Origin of the sequence: Melaminivora jejuensis, from assembly GCF_017811175.1 — a bacterium.
Lineage (GTDB): Bacteria > Pseudomonadota > Gammaproteobacteria > Burkholderiales > Burkholderiaceae_C > Melaminivora > Melaminivora jejuensis.
The window spans coordinates 3,012,655-3,037,041 of sequence record NZ_JACWIJ010000002.1 but is presented as its reverse complement, the minus strand read 5'-3'; the positions used below and the strand labels follow the sequence as shown (position 1 = coordinate 3,037,041).

General features: G+C 65.0%; 13 protein-coding genes, 3 pseudogenes and 1 CRISPR repeat array. Of the genes and pseudogenes, 6 read left to right on the top strand and 10 right to left on the bottom strand.

All coding sequences use genetic code 11. From position 1 onward, the window contains the following. Nucleotides 1-158 precede the first annotated feature (158 nt). Nucleotides 159-3,280 (top strand): annotated as a pseudogene (uvrA, locus tag IDM45_RS14330) (excinuclease ABC subunit UvrA). A 4-nt stretch (nucleotides 3,281-3,284) separates the two neighbouring features. After that, a CRISPR array of direct repeats spans nucleotides 3,285-4,632; the repeat unit is 28 nt; unit sequence TTTCTGAGCTGCCTATGCGGCAGGAAAC. A 129-nt stretch (nucleotides 4,633-4,761) separates the two neighbouring features. Here uvrA and cas6f read toward each other — a convergent pair. The 4 genes and pseudogenes from cas6f to csy1 all read right to left on the bottom strand — a co-directional run bounded on the left by cas6f (nucleotide 4,762) and on the right by csy1 (nucleotide 8,870). After that, nucleotides 4,762-5,337 carry a type I-F CRISPR-associated endoribonuclease Cas6/Csy4 gene (cas6f, locus tag IDM45_RS14325; protein WP_209423449.1) on the bottom strand — a complete coding sequence of 192 codons (576 nt, stop codon included), beginning with the start codon at nucleotides 5,335-5,337 and terminating at the stop codon, nucleotides 4,762-4,764. Continuing rightward, complete coding sequence (gene csy3 / locus IDM45_RS14320) at nucleotides 5,318-6,376, bottom strand: type I-F CRISPR-associated protein Csy3 (protein WP_209423448.1); 1,059 nt, start codon at nucleotides 6,374-6,376, stop codon at nucleotides 5,318-5,320. Before csy3 ends, cas6f begins: the two co-directional genes overlap by 20 nt. A gap of 66 nt (nucleotides 6,377-6,442) precedes the next feature. Then, nucleotides 6,443-7,513, bottom strand: coding sequence for a type I-F CRISPR-associated protein Csy2 (csy2, locus tag IDM45_RS14315; protein ID WP_209423447.1), 1,071 nt, complete (start codon nucleotides 7,511-7,513; stop codon nucleotides 6,443-6,445). Then, nucleotides 7,510-8,870, bottom strand: a pseudogene (gene csy1 / locus IDM45_RS14310) (type I-F CRISPR-associated protein Csy1). The gene csy2 and the pseudogene csy1 overlap by 4 nt, the downstream one beginning before the upstream one ends. Nucleotides 8,871-9,020: 150 nt before the next feature. On the opposite strand from csy1, the gene IDM45_RS14305 reads away from it, so the two are divergent. Next, nucleotides 9,021-9,302: a type II toxin-antitoxin system RelE/ParE family toxin gene (locus tag IDM45_RS14305; RefSeq protein WP_209423446.1), complete on the top strand. Its 282-nt coding sequence runs from the start codon at nucleotides 9,021-9,023 to the stop codon at nucleotides 9,300-9,302. Nucleotides 9,303-9,332: 30 nt separating this feature from the next. Continuing rightward, on the top strand, nucleotides 9,333-9,644 hold the full coding sequence (locus IDM45_RS14300; RefSeq protein WP_209423445.1) for a HigA family addiction module antitoxin: 312 nt from the start codon (nucleotides 9,333-9,335) through the stop codon (nucleotides 9,642-9,644). Between the two features lie 15 nt (nucleotides 9,645-9,659). Here the strand turns inward: IDM45_RS14300 and cas3f are convergent, their stop codons facing one another. From cas3f to pyrF, 3 genes are all read right to left on the bottom strand, one after another. Further along, on the bottom strand, nucleotides 9,660-13,175 hold the full coding sequence (gene cas3f / locus IDM45_RS14295; protein ID WP_209423444.1) for a type I-F CRISPR-associated helicase Cas3f: 3,516 nt from the start codon (nucleotides 13,173-13,175) through the stop codon (nucleotides 9,660-9,662). Further along, nucleotides 13,172-14,164, bottom strand: coding sequence for a type I-F CRISPR-associated endonuclease Cas1f (gene cas1f, locus IDM45_RS14290; RefSeq protein ID WP_209424145.1), 993 nt, complete (start codon nucleotides 14,162-14,164; stop codon nucleotides 13,172-13,174). The genes cas3f and cas1f overlap by 4 nt, the downstream gene beginning before the upstream one ends. Before the next feature lie 151 nt (nucleotides 14,165-14,315). Next, nucleotides 14,316-15,149, bottom strand: coding sequence for an orotidine-5'-phosphate decarboxylase (pyrF, locus tag IDM45_RS14285; protein ID WP_209423443.1), 834 nt, complete (start codon nucleotides 15,147-15,149; stop codon nucleotides 14,316-14,318). A gap of 59 nt (nucleotides 15,150-15,208) precedes the next feature. On the opposite strand from pyrF, the gene IDM45_RS14280 reads away from it, so the two are divergent. Then, nucleotides 15,209-16,096: a DMT family transporter gene (locus IDM45_RS14280; protein WP_209423442.1), complete on the top strand. Its 888-nt coding sequence runs from the start codon at nucleotides 15,209-15,211 to the stop codon at nucleotides 16,094-16,096. 292 nt (nucleotides 16,097-16,388) lie between these two features. Here the strand turns inward: IDM45_RS14280 and IDM45_RS14275 are convergent, their stop codons facing one another. Continuing rightward, nucleotides 16,389-18,110: a nitrite reductase gene (locus IDM45_RS14275; RefSeq protein ID WP_209423441.1), complete on the bottom strand. Its 1,722-nt coding sequence runs from the start codon at nucleotides 18,108-18,110 to the stop codon at nucleotides 16,389-16,391. A gap of 270 nt (nucleotides 18,111-18,380) precedes the next feature. On the opposite strand from IDM45_RS14275, the gene IDM45_RS14270 reads away from it, so the two are divergent. Together IDM45_RS14270 and IDM45_RS14265 are read left to right on the top strand one after the other, a co-directional pair. After that, nucleotides 18,381-20,681: a TonB-dependent hemoglobin/transferrin/lactoferrin family receptor gene (locus tag IDM45_RS14270; RefSeq protein WP_232653855.1), complete on the top strand. Its 2,301-nt coding sequence runs from the start codon at nucleotides 18,381-18,383 to the stop codon at nucleotides 20,679-20,681. Nucleotides 20,682-20,906: 225 nt separating this feature from the next. Next, entirely contained in the window at nucleotides 20,907-22,172 is a 1,266-nt protein-coding gene (locus tag IDM45_RS14265; RefSeq protein ID WP_209423440.1) for an MFS transporter, read from the top strand. A gap of 35 nt (nucleotides 22,173-22,207) precedes the next feature. Here IDM45_RS14265 and IDM45_RS14260 read toward each other — a convergent pair. Both IDM45_RS14260 and IDM45_RS14255 read right to left on the bottom strand, forming a co-directional pair. Continuing rightward, nucleotides 22,208-22,576, bottom strand: a pseudogene (locus IDM45_RS14260) (c-type cytochrome); the annotation flags it as partial. Nucleotides 22,577-22,778: 202 nt separating this feature from the next. Further along, nucleotides 22,779-24,212 (bottom strand): FAD-binding oxidoreductase, encoded by a 1,434-nt coding sequence (locus IDM45_RS14255; protein ID WP_209423439.1) that lies wholly within the window; start codon nucleotides 24,210-24,212, stop codon nucleotides 22,779-22,781. Between the last annotated feature and the right edge of the window lie 175 nt (nucleotides 24,213-24,387).

The following is a 24,387-nucleotide window of genomic DNA, read 5'->3' as shown; positions in this document are numbered from 1 at the left end:
GATTGGCTCAAAATTTAGATGCGATCGCCCTGAGGCGCAGGGTGTTCCGCTTCTTTTTATATAGCTGTTAGCGCTTGACAGTATTGGGTTTGAGGCTGATTTCATACAAAATACAGGGCTGCAATGCGGGTTGTGGCGCACGCCCGCCCCTGGTCGGCATGGCTGTCTATGATGACCAGTTTTGCCGCCGCCCCGCCCACCGTGAACCTGCCCCCGACGACGCAACCGACCGCTCTGCCGGCCACGGCGCCTATCTGGCCCAGGCCCTGCGCGAGCAGCGCATCAGCATCCGCGGCGCGCGCACGCACAACCTGAAGAACATCGACCTGGACATCCCGCGCAACCGGCTGGTGGTCATCACCGGGCTGTCCGGCTCGGGCAAGTCCAGCCTGGCCTTCGACACGCTGTACGCCGAGGGCCAGCGGCGCTATGTGGAGAGTCTGTCGAGCTATGCGCGCCAGTTCCTGGGCCGGCTGGACAAGCCCGATGTCGATCTGATCGAAGGCCTGTCGCCGGCCATTGCCATCGAGCAAAAAGCCACCAGCCACAACCCGCGCTCCACCGTGGGCACGGTGACCGAGGTACACGACTACCTGCGCCTGCTGTACGCCCGCGCCGGCACGCCCTATTGCCCCGAGCATGGCCTGCCACTGTCGGCGCAGACCGTCAGCCAGATGGTGGACGCCGTGCTGGCGCTGCCGCCGGACACGCGGCTGGTGCTGCTGGCGCCGCTGGCGCGCCAGAAAAAAGGCGAGTTCACCGAAGTGCTGGCGCAGATGCAGCAGCTGGGCTATGTGCGCTTTCGCATCGACGGGCAGATCGTCGAAGCCGAGAACCTGCCACCGCTGAAAAAGACCGAGAAGCACGACATCGATGTCGTTATCGACCGCCTCAAGGTGCGCCCCGACGCACGCCAGCGCCTGGCCGAGAGCATCGAGGCGGTGCTGCGCGTGGGCGCAGCCGAAGGCGCCGGGCGCGTGCTGGCGCTGGAGATGGACTCAGGCGCCGAGCATCTGTTTTCCAGCCGCTTTGCCTGCCCGGTGTGCAGCTACGCGCTGGCGGAGCTGGAGCCACGGCTGTTTTCCTTCAACTCGCCCTCGGGCGCCTGCCCGCGCTGCGACGGCATCGGCGAGGTGGAGGTGTTCGACCCGGCGCGCATCGTCGCCCACCCTGAACTGAGCCTGGCCGGCGGCGCGATTCGCGGCTGGGATCGGCGCAACGCCCATTACTTCGCCATGATCGAGAGCCTGGCGGCGCACTACGGCTTCGACGCGCAGGCGCCTTTCGAGCAGTTGCCGCAGGACGTGCAACAGGTGCTGCTGCACGGCTCGGGCGAGCAGGAGATTGCCTTCTCCTACGTGCTGGGCAGCGGCGAGCGCAAGGGTGAGGCCATCGTCAAGCACCACCCCTTCGAGGGCATCGTCCCCAACATGGAGCGGCGCTGGCGCGATACCGACTCCGCCACGGTGCGCGAGGAGCTGGCGCGCTATCGCCAGTGCCAGCCCTGCCCGGCCTGCGCGGGTGCGCGCCTCAGGCCCGAGGCGCGCGCCGTCAAGGTGGGCGAGGGCGGCGCGGCCCTGGCCATCCACGAGATCAGCACGTACACGCTGGCCGATGCGCTGGCCTGGTTCGAGCAGTTGCAACTGCCCGGCGCCAAGGCCGAGATTGCCGCGCGCATCGTGCGCGAGATCGCCGCGCGCCTGACTTTCCTCAACGATGTCGGCCTGTCCTACCTGAGCCTGGCGCGCAGCGCCGACACCCTGAGCGGCGGCGAGGCCCAGCGCATCCGCCTGGCCAGCCAGATCGGCAGCGGCCTCACGGGCGTCATGTACGTGCTCGACGAGCCCAGCATCGGCTTGCACCAGCGCGACAACGACCGGCTGATCGCCACACTCACGCGGCTGCGCGATATTGGCAACAGCGTGCTGGTGGTCGAGCACGACGAGGACATGATCCGCGCCGCCGACCACGTGATCGACATGGGGCCGGGCGCGGGCGTACACGGCGGGCGCGTCATGGCGCAGGGCACGGCGGCCGATCTGGCCGCCAGCGCGCAATCGCTGACCGGCCAGTACCTGTCGGGCCAGAAAAAATCGCCGTGCCAGCGCGGCGCACGCCCTGGCTGCCGGTGGTCGCTGAAGGTCAGGATGCGGCACCCGCCAAGCCGAAAAAATCGCGCTTCCCCGAAACCGCCGCCAGCCAGCGCCGCCAGCAGCGCCTGGCCGAGCACCGCGCCACGCAGGGCAGCCTGCAGGCGCTGCGCGTGCTGGGCGCGCGCGGGCACAACCTGCAGGACGTGAGCGTGTCCTTCCCCGTCGGCCTGCTGACCTGCGTCACCGGCGTATCCGGCTCGGGCAAGAGCACGCTGGTCAACGACACCCTGCTCAAGGCCGTGGCGCGCCAGCTCTACCGCGCGCACGACGAGCCGGCCGAGCATGACGCCATCGAGGGCATCGAATACTTCGACAAGGTCATCAACGTCGATCAGTCGCCTATAGGCCGCACGCCGCGCAGCAACCCGGCGACCTACACGGGGCTGTTCACGCCGATCCGCGAATTGATGGCCGAAACCACCACGGCGCGCGAGCGCGGCTATGGGCCGGGGCGGTTTTCCTTCAACGTGGCGCAAGCGTCAGGCGGCGGGCGCTGCGAGGCTTGCCAGGGCGACGGCGTGGTCAAGGTGGAGATGCACTTTCTGCCCGACGTCTATGTGCCCTGCGACGTGTGCCACGGCCAGCGCTACAACCGCGAGACGCTGGAAGTCCACTGGAAGGGGCGCAACATCGCGCAGATCCTCGACCTGACGGTGGAGGACGCCTACTTGCTGTTCAAGGACGTGCCGACGATCTCGCGCAAGCTGCAGACGCTGCTGGAAGTCGGCCTGTCGTACATCCGCCTGGGCCAGAGCGCCACCACGCTGTCGGGCGGCGAGGCGCAGCGCGTGAAGCTCGCGCAGGAACTCTCGCGCCGCGATACCGGGCGCACGCTCTACATCCTGGACGAGCCGACGACCGGCCTGCACTTTGCCGATGTCGATCTGCTCTTGCAGGTGCTCACGCGCCTGCGCGACGCAGGCAACACGCTGGTCGTGATCGAGCACAACCTGGACGTCATCAAGACGGCGGACTGGGTCATCGACATGGGGCCGCAGGGCGGCGCAGGCGGCGGGCGCGTGGTGGCGCAAGGGACGCCCGAGGAGGTGGCGGCGAATCCGGCCAGCCATACGGGGGCGTATTTGCGGCGGTATTTGACAGCCTCTGGGCGGCCTGCAGCCCGCTGATGATTTTTTGAGCTGCCTATGGGGCAGGAAACAAACACCGCCACCTGATGCCTCCGCCCGTGCTTTTCCGAGCTGCCTATGCGGCAGGAAACAGCGCCTGGGCATTTCCGGCGCGGGCCTGCGCTTTCTGAGCTGCCTATGCGGCAGGAAACGATGTCGTGCATCACGCCGACGATGGCGGATTTTTCTGAGCTGCCTATGCGGCAGGAAACAAAACCTGTGCGCCGCAGCTCGGGCATTTCTCTTTCTGAGCTGCCTATGCGGCAGGAAACACGCACTCGACGTGGCCATGGGTGATGCTGACTTTCTGAGCTGCCTATGCGGCAGGAAACACCACCTGGCCACGGGCAGGCTCGATTGGCAATTTCTGAGCTGCCTATGCGGCAGGAAACACGGCACCCACCACCTACCCCGCCCGGCTGCTTTTCTGAGCTGCCTATGCGGCAGGAAACGTGCCACCCGTGCCAGCAGTGTGCCGAGGACATTTCTGAGCTGCCTATGCGGCAGGAAACCGCGACTACGTGGAGCGCCCAGGCTTTGACCGTTTCTGAGCTGCCTATGCGGCAGGAAACAGGGCGCTGGCTCAATTGCAAAAAGCCATCAATTTCTGAGCTGCCTATGCGGCAGGAAACCCCGCCGGGCTGCGGAGCGCATGGCTGCCGATTTTCTGAGCTGCCTATGCGGCAGGAAACGCTGCCTGGGCGGCCACGGTGGTGCTGATGCTTTTCTGAGCTGCCTATGCGGCAGGAAACTACTCCAATGCGCCGACGATGGCCTGCTGGGCTTTCTGAGCTGCCTATGCGGCAGGAAACGCCTCGTCTTGCGCGTCTTTGGGACTGGTGTCTTTCTGAGCTGCCTATGCGGCAGGAAACGCGACATATACGCCACCCACGGATGCCCCTCTTTTCTGAGCTGCCTATGCGGCAGGAAACAGCGCCAATGCCGCAGAGGCCAGCCGCGTACTTTTCTGAGCTGCCTATGCGGCAGGAAACGCATCGATAGATTCATGCAGCGGCATTGCATTTTTCTGAGCTGCCTATGCGGCAGGAAACTTCACCTTCACCGAGCCTTTCGCCTGGGGTGATTTCTGAGCTGCCTATGCGGCAGGAAACTTCATTCCGCGTTTGATTCCGCTGCAGGAACTTTTCTGAGCTGCCTATGCGGCAGGAAACCTGAGACTGCTCCAGCTGTGTCTGCTCCTGCATTTCTGAGCTGCCTATGCGGCAGGAAACTCGAGATCGGCCAGGAACTCGCCGCCATCGGTTTTCTGAGCTGCCTATGCGGCAGGAAACGGCATCAGAGTTCTCCTGGGTGGCGGCGGCGTTTTCTGAGCTGCCTATGCGGCAGGAAACGCGAACTTAACAGATGCAAGCTCTTGTTTTTAAAAGAAAAAAGGACTTACTCGTCCCTGCGGCCCAATTTTCCCCTCTACACGCAAGTCATTGATTCACAATGAAATTTTCCAACCAAGAAAAAAAGGGTCAGAACCAGGGGATGCTCGCCAGAGGCCCCAATCCATAAGCATTGAACTCTCCAGTCACAGGGCTGGCAAGCAATGGCTTGTGCTCCAGGAACAGACAGAACGGATGACCCGTGCTGGCACTTCGCAGTTGGACGTATGGCAAATCTGGTCTGCGCTGCACGCTGTCGGGGATGACGGCAGCAGCCTGGGCGGCAGTCTCACCCTTGCGCTGCATGCGACGGCGGCGCAAGCGTTCGGCACTGGTCTTGAACTGGCGGCGTACCACCAGCCGGTGTGGTGCATCCGGCGGTGCATCTGCTGCAGGCGACAGCCGCACATGGTCACTCATGCCCTGTAGCCACGGCTGTGCCATCAGGGCCTGCAGCGCCAAGGCTGTACCGTGCAGACGCAATACCTTGCCCAACGAGCGCTGTTGCCGGGGTGCATCCACATGCTCCGGAAAGCTCACCCCGATGCTGCCGCTGGCACGCTGTACCAGTGCGCGGTGCAGCTTGGCCACCAAAGCTCCCATCAGGTGTGCCTGACTGAACTCGGGGTCTGGCAGCAGACAGATGTCAATGTAGTGCGTAGTCATTGCTGCGTCCTTGCTCAACTGGCATCACCAAACACACCCCCCGAATGAGCACAGCCATCACGAAATGCTGCTGTTCCACGGGTGGCGCCTGATCCTTGAGCAACCAGTTATCCAGCAAGGTGTAGAAGTCCATTTTCTGCTTGGGCTGGCGGTAGGCTCGGCCCTGGGTCGTGACAGAACCGTAGGGCTCCACGGCGATCGGCCCCAATGATTCGGCTCCCTCGTACCAGGTGTCGATGGTGCGTAGCGCATTGCCGATCTTTTGCGAATGGATGGCTGCGGCGCCGCCCACCTGGTAGAGCGTCTTGCTCTTGCCGGCTGCCCCCTTGTCAAGAATGAGCTCCTGCGAGGGGAAGACTTCTTGGCCCGCTCCTTGGCGCACAAAAGCAGTGACTCGCAGCAACACATGGCCCGATCCTGCCAATCCACCAGCGATGACCTGACCTAGCTCCTCCAAGCCTTTTGCTTCGTTATTGATAGCTAGCAGCGTACGTGTATCAAGGGATAGGGCATCAAAATCCCACGTTTTTACAGAACCGCCACCCTGCATCTGCTCAACCGTCACGGCCACGCTTTCGGCGCCCAGGCGGTTACGCCACAAAAAGCGGCCATTGGCCAAGTTGGCGGCATAGCGGCGGGCAAGCTCGGCGAAGCCATGCTGCTGCACATAGCCCTGCACAGTGGCCAGCAGTTTGGCTCGATATGGAGCGCTGTTACAGGCCGATGGCGTACCTGTGCCGCCAAGCACACGAAGGGTGAACTGCACTTTGAGGGTATCCGCTTGCGCAGGCAATGCGGCGATATCGACTGTTTGCAAGTTGGGATTTTCGATGGCTGCGTCCAACTTGACTGGATCCTGATCCTTGGCTTTGAGTCGGTTGCTGATAGTGCCGCGCACGGATTTCGTCTGGACGCTGAGAGGCTGCCAACTGTGCGATTGGGCACGGTCTTCCCAGCGGCCCGCATAAAGCACGGCATCTGAGGGGTCGAGCTTGCGCTCGAAAGCCAATACAGAGGCAGTGGTAAGTTTGTCGCTCATGGTCGTAGTCTTTCAATGAATAAATGGTTCAATCAATCAGCCAGCGAACAGCAAGCAAAGACGGATTCAGGTGTAGTGGTAGATATCGTCATCGTCATCCGCAAGGGACAACCAATTTTCCGGAGTGACTGCCTCATCCGCCACCGGTGCCGGGTAGCCGCTGCGGCAGCGGTACAGGCCAAGCGTTGCGTCGGTTTCAGGGCGCCACAGCAAATGCTCCAGGCTATGCAGCCGATGTGGGCTGATCCATTGGCCGAATGAATAGACCGACTCCACAAAGCGCAGCGGCAGCGCTGTATCACGGGCGTTGCGGACTTGGCCTGCCGCGTGGGCTGAAGTCTCCAGCGCCGCATAGCCGACAGAAATGGGCACCACCCAACCGCTGCCCTTGGGACGCAGCGGGTCTTCCCACAGCACTTTGCCGTCGGGTGGTGGCTGGCCCGCCTCGTCGGTCATGGGCTGGTAGTTGAAGCGCGCGGCATGCAGCCAGGCGTCCAGCAGCGTGGCCTCGGGGCGACTGGCGCGCAGGTGTTGCAGACGGTGGGCCAGCACGTCATCGCGTCCGACCAAGGCAAAGCCCGGCAGCCACTGCCGGCGCCAGCGCTGGAACTGGCTGGCAGCGGCCTGTGGGTCTTGCGCGACGATGGCCAGCCATGGGCGTACGCGCCGCCCCGGCATGGGGCGAGGTGGCAGCACACTGCCACCGGCTACCCGCATGGCAGCCAGTACATCGCCGGCGCGGTGGGCCCACTCGGCCAGTTGAGTCTCATTGCCGGGCACCAATGCAGCCGGTGCATCGCGAGCACGCTTTTCAGCCACGGCCAGCACCAGTGTCAGCTGCAGGTGCATACGGCCTTCTTCGACGATGGCGGCGGTGTTGCCGTCCTTGCCAACTGGATTGCGCGTGAGGTTGAAGCTACGCACATACCCCCGGGTCACCTGCTCTTGATGGTCATGGCAGATCACACCCACGCCCTGCAATTGCAGCGGCACACCTGCCTGCGTGAGCTTGCGCTCCAGCGCCCACATCAGTCCCGTGAAGGCGGTGATCGATGGAAAGCCGTGCGTGAGCGGGCTGCCGATGGCATTGGCGTTCTGGATGTGCAGATGCGGCAGCACGAGAATGGCCTGGCTCATACCTGTGCCTCCTTGCGCGCTGCGCGGATATGACTGCGCCGCTCGCGAAGTTGCTGGGTGAAGCCGTCCTCGTCGGTCAACAGTTCGTGCTTCCAGGCGCGCAGCTCGATATCGCCCAGATGCAGCTGGCCTTCCAACTGGGCATTGAGCCAGTTGCCGAAACGCTTGCCGATGGCATCGGGCCAGTCCATGGCGAGCCATTCTTGGGCAAACTCTTCCTCTTCGGGCAGCTCTGCACGCAGCGGGTCGAGCCAGAGCTTTTCTTCACGGCTCAGGTCGGCAAAGCGAGTCTCGGTGCTCCATCCGGGGGCAGGGCCTGCTCCAGCTCCGCCGCCATGGCCACCAGTTCGCCGAGCAGCACGCTCACCCATTCGTCACGCTGCTGGCGGGTGCGCTGATTGGCCACCGGGTCGGACTCCAGCAGTTGGCGCAAGGCACGCAATGCCTGGCGCACTGCAGGGCGCGCGCCGAACAGGCGCTGAAATATCGAATCTGCGTTGACCGGCAACCGTAATCCATCAGGGCGCCATTGCGGTGGCAAGGATGACAGCAAGTAGTTCATGCCCCTGCGCTCGCTATTGAGCTGGCTGATGTTTTGCGGCTTGGTACCACCCATGTTCTGTACCGCCAATGCAGGGTAGTCGTGGAACTCGCCGTCGTGCCACCTGCGTTCTTTTCTGGCTATGCGCGCTGCCTTGTTGGCCGCCCCAAAACGATCCTCCTGTATCTGAGCGTGGACTGCATGGGCCAGCGAGGTGGCGTACAGCGGGGCCAAAAGGGTGTAGGCGCCGTCGGTACAGGCGTCGGTGCCGATCAGCCAGTACAACTGCTTGGCCAGGGTATGGCTGGCGGAGCCGCCAGTGCGCGGCAGGGTCAGGGCGACAAAGGCATCGCGCAGGGCCTGCGCTTGTTTCGCATCACTATGCAGCGCCGCCAGTGCCTCGGTATCTTCAGCCATCAGGGCCGCAAGCAGGCTGCGACCATTGACTTCCAATCTGAGAAATTTATATACGTCCAGCGCAGCAGCATTACCCACCACGTCGCCAGCGAACCGTTCTCCCAGGGCATGGCTCCCCAGTTCGAGACGCTGCGGCAAGGTGACTGGCTCCACATAAAGGTTCGTGCCGCGTGCATCCGGATGGATGGGCTTCAGAGAGTGGGTGACAGCTTGGATCTGCGAGACGCGCTTGGCAGCGTCAGCGATCCAGTTTGAAGGCTGGTGCTGAGAAAGCAATTCTTCGCGCCCAGCGTAGTCCTTGAGTTTGTCGAGCTTGCCCTGCAATCGCTCCTGCAAAAAAGCGGCAATCGCCGCTCGATAGCTGGCATGGCCGCCCGGTTGTTCTGGATCGTCTGTCACTTGACCTCCTCCTGCTTGGTAAAATTTCACACCATCGTAAGTGAAGATCTGCTGAAAAAGCAGCTCAGAAAATCGTCAGTGACGATTTCTTGTTCTGCCGCAAAGGCAGCTTGCCGATGACCGGTAAGCCCCAGCCAATGGCGCACGCCCATGGCCGTCGTTTCATTCCAATGTCCAGACACCCAGCGGCTGTTCACCAGCGGCAAGACGCGCCGCTTCGCCAATATCCAGGCGGTGGCGGAGCGCAAACTGGTGCAACGGGACGCGGCGGCCACACTGGACTTCCTGCGTAGCCCGCCGGGCAACCGGTTGGAGGCGCTGACCGGCGATCGCCAGGGGCAGCACAGCATTCGCATCAATGCCCAGTGGCGTGTATGTTTTGTCTGGATGGACGAGGGGCCTGCCCAGGTGGAGATCGTCGATTACCACTGATGTCACAGACAGGCCGCAAGGAGAAAAGTGATGTTCAAGAACGGTATGCGCCCCGTACATCCTGGCGAAGTACTGCGTGAGGATTACCTCAAGCCGCTGGCGCTGAGCGCCAACGCGCTGGCCCGGCAGTTGCGCGTGCCGGCATCGCGCATCAATGACATCGTGCTGGGGCGCCGGGGTATCACTGCCGATACGGCACTGCGTCTATGCCGTTTTTTTGGCGGCGATCCACAGTCGTGGCTGAACCTGCAGACGGCCTATGACTTGCGTATGGCGCAGATGGATGAAGCACTGCAGCAGGCCGTGCTGGCAGTGCAGCCCATGCAACTGCACCCGGCATGAGGCACATAAGACGCCTCAGCGCCTGACGGCAAATCCCAGAGCTTCGTGGAACCACCAGCCGTTGAGCTCGCTGCGCGGCAGGCTGGCGGTGAGGTGGCGTTCAGCGCAGCGGCGCAGTGACTGACCCTGGGCTTGCGCCAACGTTGTCAATTCATCCATCAAATCGATCTGCAACCACGGCGAGACGCTGGAGGATGTCAGCTCACGTTCGGGCACGCTGTGACACAGCCCATCATGCACAGGAACATAGAGCGTGTCGCCCCTGCGTTCGCCCGCCGCTATGCGGTGCAACTTGAACTCTTGCTCATCATCGTCCGGCAGCAGTACCACTTCCTCGCGCGGCTGGGTGTCATGGCGAAAACGCTGGTACTGCGGCAGCACACCAGTGAGCCACAGGCACTCAGGGTGTGCCCACTGCAGGCTGGCAGCGCGCACCACGGGTGTGGCACCAGTGCTGCCGTCCGGGCGCCGCAGCATGGCGTCATGCATTCGGGCGTGCTCCAGATCAGCCAACGAGTGTCTGGGCTGAAGCCTGTCGGATGCCAGGGCGATGCGAGGCCGTGCATCCACTGGCCAGGGGTCAGCACTCTGCAGCTCGCGTGCCAGCAGGTGTTGCAGTCCATGCGATTTGAGCCGGAAGGGCGGATCATCGGTTTCGAAGCCCGGCTTGCAGAAGGCCGCCTCGTCCGGGTGCTCGTAATGTCTCAGGTTGCTGCCAAGCACCGCCATGTTCACGCCGCCCACAGCACCAGACCGGTGCCGGCGGATGCGGCCCGCCAACTGAATCAATGAGCGCATGGAAGAGGGCTCGGCCACCGCCCAGTCGTAATCATGGTCGCGCCCGACTTCAGTGACCGGACTGCCCAGCACGATAAACAGATGGTGCTGCTGCGGGTGAGCATCGAGGCAGGCGCGCAGGCCTGGCCGCTGCAGCACGGGATCTTCGCCCTGCGTGCTGCGGCGGTTGAGCAGCGTGTCGAGCCGCTGCTCGATGGCCGAGCGCAACAGCAGCGGAAACTGTGCGTGGTACACGCACAGATGCACATGCACATCGGGCGCAGGCGCACCCAGCCGGTACATGGCACGCGCCACGTCGAATAGCGGGGCGATATTGGCCATGCGGATCAGGCCCAGGCTGACGTGCTTGCCGCTGTGCGGATCGATCACTCGGTTGTGCGCCAGCCGGTGCAACTGCCATGCCTGCTCCAGCACCAAACGGGCAAATTCGGTGCGCCGAGCATCCCTGTGCAGACCTTGCCAGTGGGCGGGCGCAGGGGGCAGCGGCACGATTTGCAATTGACGGCGCACCTCAGCGCGCTGCAGCCGTGCCATGCGTTGGTGGACATAGGCGCCATGGGCCGAGCGGAAATCCGCGCCCTGCGGATCGGCGCAGTGGTGCGTAATTTGGTGGAATTCATCCACCCACAGGCAGCAGATGTCCACCTGCGCGTCTGGGCGCTCACTGCGGTGCCGCTGGAACACTGCGCGCCCGGCGCGGTAGGCCAGAAACAGCCCTTGCACCAAAGCAGGCGGCAAGGTGGCCGAGGACAGCAGCACACGGCTGCCCAGCAGCCCTGCCCAATGCACGAGGCGCGTCAGGGCGGGCAGATCGGCCATGTCGAAGTCGTCGGGCTCGTCCAGCACCAGATCGCTGGTGAGCAGGCGCAACATGGGCGCGATCTGCCGACCGCCGCGCAGGCTCTCGGTGGCGGGCGTCAGGTGATCCACGGTACACACCAGCAAAGGTGCCGCGATCAAACGGCGCACCTGCACATCGTCGGTCAGGCGCTGCAGCAGTGGATGCTGGTCGTTGCCTTCATGGAGCACGCTGCCGGCCTCGTCCGTCAGTGCCTGGCGCGATGCCGAGCCACTGTCTTCTGCGCGCTGCTCCCAGTATTCGAACAGCGCCCGGCTGGCTGCACCGCCGACCTGAATGGCCAGTTGCTCCTCGCCCAACTGCAAATCGCGCTGAAAGCTGCGTCCGGTCTGCAGCGTCAGCGCACGCAGGCCGATGGCGAAGGCGCAGCGCATACCGATGGCTGGGTCAGCCAGGGCATACATGATGCGCGCGTTGCCCAGCGTCTTGCCGCAGCCAGTGGAGGCCATATTGACGATAAAGGCCCCCTGCGCCGCGGCTTGCACTCGCACACTGGCAGCCAGCTCGCTGGCTTTGTCCTGCCAGGCAAAGCGCACATCGGTGCTGCGCCGGCGCAATGGCTTGTGGTTGCTCAGAGCCGCAAGGCTGCGAGCCAAGCTGGGCAGTGAGCGCGCCACCAGCGTGGCATGGGACTGTACGCCCAGCAGGTGCTCATCTAGAGTTTGATTGAAAATACGGGCCTGGCCCTTGTCCTGCGAGCGCGAGCAGCTATTATTTTTGATGGTATTGGCAGCAAGGGGATAACCCTCGTTCAGATATGGAAGACGGCGCTGGCGATCCGTAATGCTGGAATAGTGGTGATCAGCCAGCATCAGGCACAGACGCGACACATGCATGGTGAACGGATCGTCCAGCGCCGTGCCGTGGCCCGGAGCTTGGGCCCACTGCAGCAGCTTGCGCGCATAGCGGGCCGCTCGTACACGCCAAGCGATGGTGCTCACGGGCAGGCCATGCGGAAAGTGCCAGTGGCGCTCAAGTGTTTCCTGAGACACCCCGCTGGTGCGTGGCGCGTTCCAATCGGCGTGTACCTGATCAAGCAGCCGATCCAGCTCATCGCTATTGACTGATGCAGGCTTGCAGCCAAACGGCAGGAATCTTTCTCCTGTTTCTGCAGTGATATCGCTGGCACACGATGGCCTCAAAACAGGTTTGCAAGGCAGGCGGTGATGGGTCAAGACCAGCCATGCAATGGCGCTGGCCAATGGCGGCAGGCAACGGAACGGGTTGTGGGCGCTACCGGGTACATCGAGACTTTCATTGGTATCCAAGCCGTCGCGCAGCAGACGCCCATTCCTGACATCCAACCACAATGCCTCGAACGTGCGTGTATCGGTGCTCGGCTCGGCACAGACGGCCAGCCGCTGCAGCCAGCCGGCATCATCGTCGCGTCCCACGAACGCCTGCAGCAGGCGTACCGACACCCACTCATGGCGATAGTGATTGGGCTGGCGTCCATGCGGTTGGCGCAGCCGATCTTGAAACGCCTGTGTGGCCTTGCCCAGGTCGTGCAGCAAGGCAGCCAGTGCCGCCATGGCAGTCATCAACGGCAGGTGATGCCAAGCGTTCTCGTCGCCTGCACGCAGTACGTTGCTGGCTGTGGTATTGGTGGGCACAGCACCTTGATCGTTGAACTGGCTGGCATCTCCGACGATCCACAGCAGCTCACTGTGGTCGCGCCCGCGTATCCAGTGGCAGGCCACTGCCGTGTTCTTGCGCGCGCTCTGGCGCAGCAGGCGGCGCACGCTGTCCAGCCCGTCGCGGGTAATGGGTGTCTGCCAGGTGCGCTCGCCCCGACGTTCGGCGAACTGATCCAGGACACGGCGCGTCTCCGTCAGGGCGCGCTTGGTGCATTGGGAAACAAAGAGCACATTCATGGTGCTGGAGACGCCGTCTTGGCCACCCGCGCTGTAGTCGTAGCGATGTGCTTGAGCGTATCGATCATGAAGTCCAGTGAAGCGCTGCGCGTCAGTGCCTCGATGCAATGGCGCCGAAACTGCTGCTCACTGTCACCTCGCATGGCCGAGATGAAAGCCTGCGGCAGGATGGCGGCGTCCTTGACCAAATCTGCCGCGTCAAACACCAGCCCGCCGCGCCGTGTCTTGCCATGCAGCACAGCCAGACCATGCGGCAGGCCCAGAACCCAGGTGGCCGTTGCGCCCAGGCCGTATGCCAAATAATTGCCGTGATCGAGAAAGCGGTTGGCCGGATCGGTGCCTGTGCCTCGCTTGGCGCGCGTGAATTCGCCATAGCCGACCGTGTCCACTGCCAGCTTGAACAGCGCCTTGGTCAGACGAGCTTCGTCGGTCAACAAAGTGGTTACGTCAGGTGCCTGGTCAATCTGACGGATGAATTGCCGCACCAATGCCCGCAGACGCTCCATGTCCACTGCAAACCCAGCCTCACGAAGGCCGCGCACGTCCCATTCGGCCATGAGGCGCTGCAGCCGCGCTGCTTGCAACTGCCGAGCAGCGTGCAGACGCAGCTCGTCGTCAAACCAGAATGCCACCCAAGCCTGCAGATACTCGGTGGAGCGGTATTCACTTTGTGGCGTCAGCCAAGCCACTTCGATATCGACTTCATTGGCACTGAACAAGGGCGTCCCGCCGCCGCCGCAAAAACCAACCAGCACGCCTGCCTTGGCCAGCTCGCGCATGGCCGCCTGGGTAATGGAAGTACCGGTGCCCAACAGCAAGCTGGTGGTGTTGGCGATGGGAATATTCCAGTACAGGCTCTTCTTGCCGACATCCGTCACATATTCCACCCGTCCGCCGTTGACGAGCACTCGGCAGTGCTCCAGATAATAAATATTGGCGCGTTTCGAATGCAGGATGGTTTTGAGGTCAGACGCAGCAAAGTCTTGCATCACCACAGTATGCCGATCAACACGCAGGGCGCCTTGATGGCAAGCCAGGCACGTGCGTTCTGGGCTGTCCCAGCCTGCGGGCGCCAGAAGATCTTCCAGCAAACCCAAGGGGCTGCACGGCACGCAAAGCCTCCCTGCCAGAGACCCCGCCTCAGCCGCGCGCTTGCTGCAGTGCCGCGCGCGTGGCCTGGGCGGCGCGGCGCGCCGCGTCCTTCCAGTCGCCTTCGCTGCTGGCATACAGCACGGCGCGCGAGGAGTTGACGGCGATGGTGCCGCCCGCCGTCAGCCCGGCGCGCACCGTGGCCGCGGCATCCCCGCCCTGCGCGCCCACGCCGGGGATCAAAAGCGGCAGCGTGGGTGCAAGCTGGCGCACGCGCTCGATCTCCTGCGGGTAGGTCGCGCCCACCACCAGGCCGAGCTGGCCGTTCCTGTTCCACGGCCCCTGCGCCTGGGCCGCGATGTGCTCGTACAAAAGCGGCTGACCCTCGATGCTCGCCAGGCGCTGCGCCTGGATGTCGTCGCCGCCGGGGTTGGAGGTGCGGCACAGCAAGAAGGCGCCCTTGCCGTGGTAGCGCAGATAAGGCTCGAAGGAATCCAAGCCCATGAAGGGCGACAGCGTCACCGCATCGGCGCCGTAGCGCTCGAAGGCCTCGCGGGCGTACTGCTCGGCGGTCGAGCCGATGTCGCCGCGCTTGGCGTCCAGGATGATGGGCACGTGCGGGGCATTGGCGCGCATGTGCTGCATCAGGCGTTCGAGCTGGTCTTCGGCGCGGTGCGCGGCAAAGTAGGCGATCTGCGGCTTGAAGGCGCACACCAGGTCGCAGGTGGCGTCCACGATGGCGGCGCAGAAGTCGTAGATGCGCTGCGCATCGCCGCGCAGCGCGTGCGGGAAGCGCTGCGGCTCGGGATCCAGCCCGACGCACAGGAGCGAATCGTTGCGCGCCGTGGCGCCGTGCAGCATGTCGAGGAAGGTCGTGGAGCTCATGGGGCGCGATTCTAGGAGCCGCCTGCACGCCTGCTCCGGCGCCCGCACAATCGGCCCCCATGCCTCAACTGTCGCGCCGCCAGCTCATCATCCTCGTCCTGCTCACCCTGATCTGGGGTTTCAACTGGCCTGTCATGAAGCTGGGCGTGATGGACATCCCGCCGCTCACCTTCCGCATGTTGTCGTTCTGGCTGGGCCTGCCCTTCATCGGGCTGGTGCTGCTGCAGCGCGGCGAGTCCTTTGCCATCCCGCGCACCTGGTGGCCGCGCGTGCTGCTGCTGACGGTGGTCAACATGATCGTCTGGCACGCGCTGATGATTTTGGCCATCCCGCTGCTGTCCAGCGGCCGCGCGGCCATCCTGGGCTACACCATGCCGATCTTCTCGGCGGTTATTGGCAGCCTGTTCTTTGGCGACCGCCTGGCCGCTCGCGGCTGGCTGGGCGTGCTGGCCGCCGCCGTTGGCGTGCTGTTGCTGCTGTGGAACGAAATGGAGATGCTGGGCGCCAGCGCCTTTGGCGTGGGGCTGATGCTGGTGTCGGCGGCCTCGTGGGCGCTGGGCACGCAGCTGTTGCGCCGCCTGCATGTGCCGGTGCCGCTCCTGACGCTGTCGTTCTGGATGGTCACGCTGACCTGCATCGTGCTGACGGCGCTGGCCTTTGGCTTCGAGCGCGCGCGCTGGCATGTGCCGGGCGCGCCTGCCGTGGCCGCCGTGCTCTACAACGGCCTGCTGGCGCTGGCCTTTGCCCAGGTGGCGTGGTTCTTCCTGGCGCGCACGCTGCCGCCGGTGGCCTCGACGCTCAGCGTCATGCTGATCCCGGTCATCGGCGTGTTCAGCGGCGCGTTGTGGCTGGGCGAGGTGCTGCGCTGGCAGGATTGGACGGCGGTGGCGCTGATGATGCTGGCGATTGCCTCGGTGCTGTGGCCAGCACCGATGAAAAATCAATGAAATCGGCTCTAAACCCTTGCAGGGCAAGCGCTGACTGCTATGTTTTTTGATTAACCACGGGAAGTCCTGGAGGGGTTCGCAAGGCTGCATCCGCTCCCACAGTCCCGCAGGAAAGCGCGCTGCTTCTGCCTCCCTCTCCCGCGTGCGGGAGAGGGAGCGGAAATCCGCGGCGTGCCAGTCGCCAGTTGCCCCACCCGCCACCGGCCCAAAATGACAAAACCCGCACACGGCGGGTTCTGTCTCGGGGGCAGGCCCTCAGGCCAGGCGGCTCAGGCCTGCAGCGGCTTTCAGCTCAATACACGTCGTGCTGCGTGTTGTAGACGTTGAAGTGGCCCGTGGGGGTGATCAGGCGCGGATCCTTGATGACCTTCTTGAGCTTCAGCGTCTTGTCGTCCACCACCACCAGGGCGCTTTCCTTGTCCTTGGCCGACCACACGGCAAACCAGACTTCGTCGCCCGCCTTGTTGTACTCGGGCTGCGTGACGCGCTTGGCGCCGCCGTCGTCGGCTAGGCCGGCCCACTCGGCGATCGGCAGGGTCTGGTAGCCCTTGTCCAGGTTCTTGATGTCGAACACCACCACAGCCTGCGAGACCTTCGGATCAGGGTTGAGCGGAGCGTCAGACCACAGGTTGCCGGACTTGGGGTGCGTCTTGACGAACAGCGCGCCGCCGCCGGGGCCGGTGAGCTTGGCCACTTCCTTGAAGGCGTACTGCGGGTACTTCTTCGGGTCGGTGCCGATCAGCGAGATCGTCTCATCGCCCAGGTGGCCAGTCGCCCAGACCGGGCCGTACTTGGGGTGCGTGAAGTTGGCGCCGCGCCCCGGGTGCGGAATCTTGCCCACGTCCACCAGGCCCGCGAGCTTGCTGTCCTTGGTGTCGATGGCGGCAATCTTGTTGCTGTTGTTGGCAGCGACCATGAAGTAGCGCTTGGACGCGTCCAGGCCGCCGTCATGCAGGAAGGGCGCCGAGCCGATCTCGGTCATCCGGACAGCGTCCAGGTTGGAGTAGTCCACCATCAGCGTCTTGCCGGTTTCCTTGACGTTGACGATGAACTCGGGCTTGTAGTGCGAGGCCAGGATGGAGGCCACGCGCGGCTCGGGGTGGTATTCCTGCGTGCCCACCACCATGCCACGGGTGGAAATGATCTTGAGCGGCTCCAGCGTGTCGCCGTTCATGATGGTGAACTGCGGCGGCCAGTACGAGCCGGCAATGGCCAGCTTGTCCTGGTAGCCCTTGAACTTGGAGGTCTCCACCGAGCGCGCCTCCAGGCCCACGCGGATCTCGGCCACGTTGTCGGGCTTTTCCATCCACAGGTCGATCATGTTGATCTTGGCGTCGCGCCCGATCACGAACAGGTAGCGCCCCGAGGCCGACATGCGCGAGATATGCACCGCATAGCCGGTCTTGACGATGTTGATGATCTCCTTGGTGTCGCCGTCGATCAGCGCCACCTCGCCGGTGTCGCGCAGCGTGGTCGAGAAGATGTTGTCCAGGTTGTAGCTGTTCATCTTCTTCTTCGGGCGTGCCTCGGGCGGCACGATGACCTTCCAGGTGTTCTTGGCGTCGGCCAGGCTCCACTCGGGCGGTGTGGGAGGGTCTTGCTGGATATAGCGTGCCATCAGATCCACGGTGGCCTCGTCGAAGTCACCCGAGGTCTGCCAGTTGGGCATACCCGCCGGCGAGCCGTAGGCGATGAAGACCTTGAGGTAGTCCGTGCCCTTTTCCAGCGTGATGTCGGGCGTCAAAGGCTTGCCGGTGGCACCCTTTCTGAGCACGCCGTGGCAGCCGGCGCAGCGCTCGAAATAGATCTGGCGCGCGCGGTCGAACTCGGCCTGCGTCATCTTGGGCGCCTTGGGGTTGGAGCTCTGGTACATCGGCACGTCTGCCAGCGGCGAGGAGCCGGCCTGGTAGTTCAGCTCTGTCCTGGAGACATCCTTCTCATGCTGCGCCATCGCGCCCAGAGCCAGGGTGGACAAGGCCAGCGCGGTCAGCCGGGCCAGTGTGCGGGGTTTCATGAGGCAACTCCTTGTAGTGCGCCACGGCCCATGGATAACTTCTTGCACGATCGCAGGCTGAAGGCCTGGGCGGGAAAGCGGCCTGTTGCGGGCAGTGGCGTAGGAGGCAACAGGCGTTGTGCGCATGTTCCTTGCGGTGCGATGCACGGCATTTGATGCAGGTCAAAGATACAAGGTATATGAATTTTTTGCGACAGTTGGATGCGCAAAGTTGTCAAGGCCTCAATAATCATTCCGAATCATGGTTTTCCTGGAGTGAATGTGGCCGCCATGCTTACCCTAGCAACAATCCCCCGTCCGGCGCGCTGCCGCCTGAGCTTCTTCGTCACCCTGGCCTGCCTGCACATGGCCGCCCAGGCGCAGACCTCGCAGCCCCTGCCCGAGCCGCAGCTGGTCGCCGCTGCCAGCCTGCCCACGGTGGTGGTCAGCGGCTCGCGCCACGAGCAGGTGGCCGACGAGCTGCCGCTGTCGTATGACGTGATCGACGCGCGCCAGCTCTCCGACGGCCAGGTGCGCAGCGTGCGCGAGGCGCTGCAGGACTTGCCCAACACTTCGGTCAAGCTGCTGCCCTCGCGCTTTTCCGTCACCGGCGTGACCTCGGCCACCGGGCGCGACGGCAACACCGGCATCAACATCCGCGGTCTGGGCGGCAACCGGGTGCTGCTGATGGTCGATGGCGTGCGCCTGCCGCGCAGCTACGCCTTTCGCACCACGGTGTTCGACCGCGAATACCTGTCGCTGGACTTGCTCAAGCGCGTGGAGGTGGTGCGCGGCCCGGCCTCGGCGCTGTATGGCTCGGACGGCATGGCCGGCCTGGTGCATTTCATCACCTACGAGCCAGCCGACTTCCTCAAGGGCCGCGATGGCGCGCCAGACAAGACCCTGGGCGGGCGCATCGCCGCCGGCTACAGCGGCGACAACCATGGCCGCACGCTGGCCGGCAGCGTCGCCGGCCAGGCCAGCGAGAGCCTGCAGTGGCTGGTCACCGCCAGCACCAGGCGCGCCCGCGAGCTGGACAACCGGGGCGACGTGGACACGCCCGACAGCCGCCGCACGCGCCCCAATCCGCAGAGCGACCGCGACGACGCCGTGCTGGGCAAGATCGTGCTGACGCCCCAGGCCGGACAGAAACACGTCTTCACGCTGGAGCACGTCGAGCGCCGGCAGGACATCGAGCTGCTGTCCAGCCGCGCGCCGCTGCCCCTGGCCGGCACGCCGGCGCAGGTGGCCGTCGCCCTCACGCGCGAGGCCTCCGAGCGCAGCATGGAGCGCCAGCGCCTGGGCTGGACTGGGCGCTTCGACCTGGACACGAGCTGGGCCGATCAGGTGCAGGCCACGCTGGCTTTCCAGAAATCGCAGTCGCGCCAGATCGGCACCAGCGAGCGCCAGGCCATGCCGCTGCGCATCCGCGACAACCACTACGACGAAAAGACCTGGCAGGCGGCGCTGCAGGCCGGCAAGCTGCTGCGCTCGGGCGACTGGGCGCACCAGATCACCTATGGCTTCGACCATGTGAGCAGCCGCATCAGCAACCTCTACGACGGCCTGAACCCGGCGCCGCCAGAGGTCTTTCCGCTCAAGCGCTTTCCGGATACGCGCGAGACCAGCAGCGCGCTGTACGTACAGGGCGAGTCCATCGTCGGCAACTGGAGCTTCACGCCCGGCCTGCGCTTTGACCATTTCTCGCTGGACGTGACCAGCCAGGCGGGCTTTCATCCGCCGGCCAAGCAGCCGGGCACCTCGCTGTCTGGCTCGGCGGTGAGTCCCAAGTTCGGCGTGCTGTACCGCGCCACGCGCGAATGGAGCGTCTTCGGGCAATGGGCCACGGGCTTTCGCGCGCCCGAGGCCGGCCAGGTCAACGGCTACTTCGAGAACCTGGCCGAGCAGGTCATCATCCTGCCCAACGGCGACTTGAAGCCGGAAAAGAGCCGTGGCGTCGAGTTCGGCGTGCGCGGGCGGCTCGCGCAGCTGCACCTGGACGCCTCGGTGTTCAGCAACCGCTACTCCAATCTGATCATGGACGCGGCGCTGATCCGTGGCACCGGCACCGCTGCCGATCCGCGCGTGTTCCAGGCCATCAACCTGGAGCGCGCGCGCATCTCAGGCTTCGAGCTCAAGGGCCGCTACGACTGGGGCCAGGTCGCCGGCGGCAAGCTGGCCACCAGCTTCGCCTATGGCCGCGCACGCGGCAGCAACCGCGCCACCGGCCAGCCGCTGAACTCCATCGACCCGGCGCAGCTGGCGCTGGGTCTGCACTACGACAGCGGCGCCTGGGGCCTGGCGCTGGACGCGCGCCACCACGCCGCCAAGCAGGCCAAGGACATCGACAGCGCCAGCGCCGTCAAGGCGCCGAACACGCAGTTCACCATCCCCTCGGCGACGGTGCTCGATGCCTCGGTGCAGTGGCGCATCCGCAAGGACGTGCGCCTGAATCTGGCGCTGCACAACCTGACGGATCGCAAGTACTGGCTCTGGCCCGACGTCTATGGCCTGGCCGCCTCGTCCACGACCAATGACGGCTGGACGCAGCCCGGGCGCAGCGCGCATGTGTCGGTGGTGATGGATTTCTGAGGCGCTGGCCTGGCTTGCTGCCCAAAGCGCTCGAAGCGCTGCTGCGGGCAGCAGCCGGTGGACTCAGGTTTTGATAGCTGCTCACGCTTGTCTGGCTTGGGTTTTCGCGTCTTTTGATGATTTTTTTACAGATTTCGCCTGGACAGCCGGGCGCAGACCTGTCCGCGACAGGGTTTGTCCAGTAGCCACCGCCGCGCCGCACCGCCTGTGCCTACCATCGCAGCCATGTCTGCACCCTCCACCCCTCTCGACGCGGCACGCCGCCCGTCGCTGCGCGAGGACGCGCGCACCATTGGCCTGATCGGCCTGGCGCATGGCTCCTCGCATTTCTTTCACATGCTGCTGCCGCCGCTGTTTCCGTTCCTGATTGCGGACTTCGGCTTCTCCTACTCCGAGCTGGGCCTGCTGCTGTCGGTGTTCTTCGTGGTCTCGGGCGTGGGGCAGGCGCTGGCCGGCTTCATCGTCGATCGCGTGGGCGCGCGGCCCGTGCTGTTCTTTGCGCTGGCCAGCTTTGCCACCGCCGGCCTGCTGGCGGCCAGCGCCAGTGGCTACGCCGGGCTGGTGGCGGCAGCGGCGCTGGCCGGGCTGGGCAATGCACCTTTTCACCCGGTGGACTTCACCATCCTGAACAAGCGCGTGTCGCCCGAGCGCCTGGGCCACGGCTATGCCGTGCATGGCATCTCGGGCAACCTGGGCTGGGCGGCGGCGCCCATCTTCATGGCCGGCATCGCCAGCGCCAGCGGCTCCTGGCGCATTGCCTGCGCTGCCGGGGGCGTGCTGGCGCTGCTCATCCTGGCCATCGTGGTCTGGCAGCGCGATGCGCTGGACGACCGCCACGGCGCGGCAACCACCGCGCAGGCTGCGACGCAGGCGGCTGCACCGGCCGAGCACCCGCTGGCCTTTTTGCGCCTGCCCTCGGTGTGGCTGTGCTTTTCGTTCTTCTTCTGGAGCACCTGCGCGCTGTCGGCCATCCAGAGCTTTGCCGGGCCGTCGCTGCAAAACCTCTACGGCATTCCGCTGACCACCACGGCGCTGGTGGTCACGGCCTACATGCTGTGCAGCGCTGCCGGCATGGTGCTGGGCGGCTTTCTGGTCAGCCGGGTGCAGCGCCTGGAGCTGACCATCAGCGTCTGCCTGCTGGCCGCCGCCGCCATGCTGGCGCTGGCCGGCACGCAGTGGCTGCCCGGCATGGTGGCGCTGGGCGTAGTAGCGCTGTCGGGCGCCGGCGTGGGCATCGCCGGGCCGTCGCGCGACATGCTGATCAAGCGCGCCGCGCCGCCGGGGGCTACGGGGCGGGTCTATGGCACGGTGTATTCGGGGCTGGATCTGGGCTTCAGCCTGGCCGCGCCGATCTTCGGCGCCATGCTGGATGCGGGCATGAATGCGGGCATCTTCTATGGCTCGGCCGGCGCGCTGGTGCTCAGCGTGGTGTCGGCGGCGTTCGTGGGTGTGGGCGTGGCGGCGCGGCGGCGCGGCACGGTAGCCGCCTGACCACGGGGCGGCGGCCAAGGCCCGCGCCCTGCGTCTCAGCGCCCGCTGCCCAGCACGCGCCCGTTGACGGTCATGCCGTACATCAAGTCGTCCGTGTCGTGGAATTTCTTGCGCGTCTCGGCCACCGAGCCGGCGAAGCGCGGATCCTGCGGACGCTCGTGGCTGTTCATGTACAAGGCCACATCCCAGGCTTGCTGCTCGGTCAGCGTGCCACCCCGGCCCAGCGGCATGTTGGCGTGAATGAAGACCGACGAATTGGCCAGACCGTGCATTCCGGCGCCCCAGTTGAACGACTGCGCCCCCCGCAGCGGCGGGAAGACCTGCACGTCGCCCGCACGCTGGCCCTGGCCATCGGCGCTGTGGCACAGGGCGCAGTTCTGGCCATAGCCGGATCGGGCGCGGGCACCGGTGCGGCTGGTGGCGTGGGATTGCCGGGCAGCGCGGCAGCTGGCGAGGCGGGCACCTGCGCCTTGGCCATGGAAGCGCCGCTCAGGATCAGCGCCAGGGCTAGCAGTGCGCCCCCGGCGGCTGCGTGATCAGGATTTCATGCCAAAAGGCGCTGAAACCCTTGTCCCGCAAGCGATGACAGCTATTGAAACAATAGCTTCAACATACAAAGATCTTCCCCGGATTCAGGATGCCCTGCGGATCCAGCGCCTGCTTGATGGCGCGCATCATGGCCACGGCGCCCGCGCCGGCCTCGTCCACGAGGAAGCCCATCTTGTGGATGCCCACGCCATGCTCGCCGGTGCAGGTGCCGCCCAGGCTGAGGGCGCGCGCCACCAGCTGGTGGTTCAGCCGCTCGGCAGTCTCGCGCTCGGCGGGCGCGTCGGGGTCGATCAGGTAGCCGAAGTGGAAGTTGCCATCGCCCACGTGGCCGACCAGGAAGTACGGCAGGCCACTGGCATCGGCCTCGGCCACCGACTCCAGCAGGCAATCGGCCAGGCGCGAGATGGGCACGCAGGTGTCGGTGCTGATGGCCTTGCAGCCCGGGCGGCTTTGCACGGCGGCGAAGTAGGCGTTGTGCCGCGCCGTCCACAGCCGCGTGCGCTCCTCGGGCGTGCTGGCCCACTCGAAGTCCTGCCCGCCCCATTCCCGGGCGATGTCCTGCACGGTCTCGGCCTGCTCGCGCACGCTGGCCGGCGAGCCGTGGAATTCCATCAGCAGCATCGGCTCCTCGCGCAGGCCCAGCTTGCTGTAGGCGTTGACCATGCGCACGCTGTGGGCGTCGATCAGCTCGACGCGGGCGATGGGCACGCCCAGCTGGATGGTCTGGATCACCGTGCGCACTGCCGCCTCGATGCTGGGAAACGAGCAAATAGCCGCGCTCACCGCCTCGGGCAGCGGATAGACGCGCAGGGTGATTTCGGTGAACACGCCCAGCGTGCCCTCGCTGCCGACCATGAGCCGCGTCAGGTCATAGCCGGCGCTGCTCTTTCTGGCCCGGGTGCCGGTGCGGACTACCTCGCCCTGCGCGGTCACCGCCTGCAGCGCCAGCACGTTGTCGCGCATGGTGCCGTAGCGCACAGCGTTGGTGCCAGACGCCCGCGTGGCCGCCATGCCACCGATGCTGGCATCCGCCCCGGGGTCGATGGGGAAGAACAGGCCGATGTGCTTGATGGCCTCGTTGAGCGCCTTGCGCGTGATGCCCGGCTGCACCGTCACGGTCAGATCGTCGGCATCGATGGACAGCACCTGGTTCATGCGGCTCACGTCCAGGCTGATGCCGCCCTGCACAGCCAGCAGATGGCCTTCCAGCGACGATCCTGCCCCGTAGGGGATGACGGGCGTGGCGTGCTGCGCGGCCAGGCGCACGGCGTCCTGCACGTCCTGCACGCTTTCGGCAAAAACCACGGCAGACGGCGGCGGCGCGCTGATCGAGCCCTCGTCTCGACCGTGCTGTTCGCGCACTGCCAGGGCGGTGCTCAACTGTGCGCCGAAACGCTCGGCCAGGGCGTCCAGCAGGGCCTGCGGGGCGGCGCGCCAGGGCTGTGCAGACGGTGCGGCTTGCAGCTGGTCGGGGTGGGTGGGGGCGTTCATGGCAGGCTCCGGCAGGACAGGGGTCGGGGATAGGGCAGGGGAGAGCCGATTGTAGAAATCGGCAACGCGCACAACCGCAGAGTCCCGAACACTGCACAGCACCCTCGCCAGCACGAAAAAAACTGCCGGCACCACAGCGGCGCCGGCAGGCCGAGAGCCAGGTTCAAAGGCTCAA

Excerpts from the sequence above, each read along its gene's own strand:
- cas1f (WP_209424145.1), bottom strand. The coding sequence starts at position 14,164 with ATGCAAGACTTTGCTGCGTCTGACCTCAAAACCATCCTGCATTCGAAA.
- IDM45_RS14265 (WP_209423440.1), top strand. The coding sequence starts at position 20,907 with ATGTCTGCACCCTCCACCCCTCTCGACGCGGCACGCCGCCCGTCGCTG.
- IDM45_RS14300 (WP_209423445.1), top strand. The coding sequence starts at position 9,333 with ATGTTCAAGAACGGTATGCGCCCCGTACATCCTGGCGAAGTACTGCGT.
- cas3f (WP_209423444.1), bottom strand. The coding sequence starts at position 13,175 with ATGAATGTGCTCTTTGTTTCCCAATGCACCAAGCGCGCCCTGACGGAG.
- IDM45_RS14305 (WP_209423446.1), top strand. The coding sequence starts at position 9,021 with ATGGCCGTCGTTTCATTCCAATGTCCAGACACCCAGCGGCTGTTCACC.
- IDM45_RS14280 (WP_209423442.1), top strand. The coding sequence starts at position 15,209 with ATGCCTCAACTGTCGCGCCGCCAGCTCATCATCCTCGTCCTGCTCACC.
- pyrF (WP_209423443.1), bottom strand. The coding sequence starts at position 15,149 with ATGAGCTCCACGACCTTCCTCGACATGCTGCACGGCGCCACGGCGCGC.
- IDM45_RS14275 (WP_209423441.1), bottom strand. The coding sequence starts at position 18,110 with ATGAAACCCCGCACACTGGCCCGGCTGACCGCGCTGGCCTTGTCCACC.
- cas6f (WP_209423449.1), bottom strand. The coding sequence starts at position 5,337 with ATGACTACGCACTACATTGACATCTGTCTGCTGCCAGACCCCGAGTTC.
- IDM45_RS14255 (WP_209423439.1), bottom strand. The coding sequence starts at position 24,212 with ATGAACGCCCCCACCCACCCCGACCAGCTGCAAGCCGCACCGTCTGCA.
- IDM45_RS14270 (WP_232653855.1), top strand. The coding sequence starts at position 18,381 with ATGCTTACCCTAGCAACAATCCCCCGTCCGGCGCGCTGCCGCCTGAGC.
- csy2 (WP_209423447.1), bottom strand. The coding sequence starts at position 7,513 with ATGAGCCAGGCCATTCTCGTGCTGCCGCATCTGCACATCCAGAACGCC.
- csy3 (WP_209423448.1), bottom strand. The coding sequence starts at position 6,376 with ATGAGCGACAAACTTACCACTGCCTCTGTATTGGCTTTCGAGCGCAAG.